General features: G+C 33.7%; 2 protein-coding genes. One reads left to right on the forward strand and one right to left on the reverse strand.

The window, feature by feature from the left end; all coding sequences use genetic code 11:
* On the forward strand, positions 1-1074 hold a 1074-nt coding region (locus tag AC22ZQ_RS14330; RefSeq protein ID WP_318959439.1), incomplete at its 5' end, for a pyridoxal-phosphate-dependent aminotransferase family protein.
* A 98-nt stretch (positions 1075-1172) separates the two neighbouring features.
* On the opposite strand, the gene AC22ZQ_RS14335 is transcribed toward AC22ZQ_RS14330, so the two are convergent.
* A complete protein-coding gene (locus AC22ZQ_RS14335) occupies positions 1173-1598 on the reverse strand; it encodes a response regulator (protein ID WP_318959440.1) in 426 nt (141 codons plus the stop codon).
* Between the last annotated feature and the right edge of the window lie 428 nt (positions 1599-2026).

Here is a 2026-nt window from a genome sequence, read left to right on the forward strand (position 1 = left end):
ATAATTAACCATAGAAGTGATGATTTTGTTGAACTATACACTGATGTAATCGATAAAACTCAACAAGTTTTTCAAACCAAAAATGATATTGTAGCATTATCTGCCTCAGGAACAGGAGCGGTAGAAGCTGGCGTTATAAATCTCATAAAAAAAGGAGATAAAGTCATTATTCCAGTTAATGGTGAATTTAGTAACAGGCTATCTCAGTTAATAGCAGGTCAAGGTGCTGAGGTAATAAAACTTGAAACTCCTCCAGGGCAAAATGCCACCTTTGATCAAGTAAAGGAAGCATTTGATAATAACAAGGATGTTAAAGCATTCTATGTAGTACATAATGAAACTTCTACTGGTACAATGGTAAATTACCTTGACAAGGTATCCGATTTAATATCACGAAATGACTCATACTTTGTTGTAGATTCTGTATCCTTGCTTGGTGGAGCTGAATTACCAGTTGACAAATGGAATATTGATGTTTGTATGACAGGTGCGCAAAAAGCAATTGCTGCACCCCCTGGAATATCCCCTATCTCAATTAGTCCACGAGCCAAAAAATACATGATTGAAAATCCTCCATCTACTATGTACTTCAATTTAGCACGCTACTTCAAATATTATGAAGAATCAAAACATACTCCCTTTACACCAGCATTACCTCTCCTTTATGCATATAGAGAAGCATTAGCAATAATGCTAGAAGAAGGATTAGAAGCAGTTTACAAACGACATAAGGTTTGCTCGGATGCCCTATATTCAGGATTAAGTGCAATCGGTCTTACTCCTTTTGCTAAAGAAGAGGATCGTTCAATATCTATTGTTGCTCTAAATTACCTTGAGGGTTTACAAGACAAAATATTTAGAGATACGTTGGCAAAAAAATTCAAAGTTTTAGTTGCTGGCGGTTTTGGAGATCTAAAGGGGAAAGTATTCAGAGTAGGTTGTATGGGAGAAGTTAGTCAATACCATGTTATGAGGACAATCTCGGCTATTTCATCAACTCTTGCAATGATGGGATATGAAACTGATGCACAAGCCGGTCTAAACACTGCAGAAGAAAAACTCAAAACTCTCTAATCGATGTTAATAACAAGAACGGAATATTTCCTGTTCACAGGTTTGAATTATAGCCAATAATGGAGAATTTTTCAAATTAATGACAGGCAATTGTAACATCAACCCAGAATAGTTGTCAAAAGATTATCAAGTTCAAAGGGCTTTTTCACAATTCCATTTACTCCATCTCTTCTTAACAAATTCTTTACCTGTACTTCAGGTAGATTTGCACCTGTAAATATGAACACATTTTGATCCTTAAGTGTGTCTTCTCCTGCTAAAATTTCTATGATTCCAATTCCCCCTATCACAGGCATCATAACATCCAGTAAAATTACACCAAACTTTTCCTGTCTAATAAGATGTAGTCCTTCAATCGGATCATTTGCAGTTGTAATCTCGAACCCCTTTGCATTGAAGAATTTGGATAACATTGTAGTGGTTTGTTCGTTGTCATCAATTACAAGAATTTTCATATGCTGACCAATTGCTTTTACAGTTTTTGCCTGTTGCCTGGTTTGGTTATTATCAACTTTTGTTTCCATAAGGATTTGATCCATCATATAAATAATAAATAATTCTATATTAGAAATAGTCAGTTAAAATCCAAACCACACGTAATAATTAATTTTTACAAAATACAGTTTTGTGTGATCAGGTTGTCTGTTCAATTCAAAAAAACTAATTTATTTAAATTAAAAAAATTTGCATTTTGTAATGAGCAAACAAGTTTCGGTGAAAATTGATGATGATGTGAACAAGCATATTCAAAAGGTTCAACTAGAATTCAAAAAAGAATATGGTGAATCACTTAGTTTTTCAGTTGTACTAAATGAAATTATTAGAAATTTAATAAGGTAAAAATGCCTTGTAAAGGAATTTGCTCGGATTTTGCTGTTAAGATCTCTAGATTAAAGGGAGGATTATACGAAACAGGGTACAAGCGATGTACAGGTTGTGATATTTTTATTAA

The sequence above is a fragment of the Lishizhenia sp. genome (assembly GCF_057456495.1).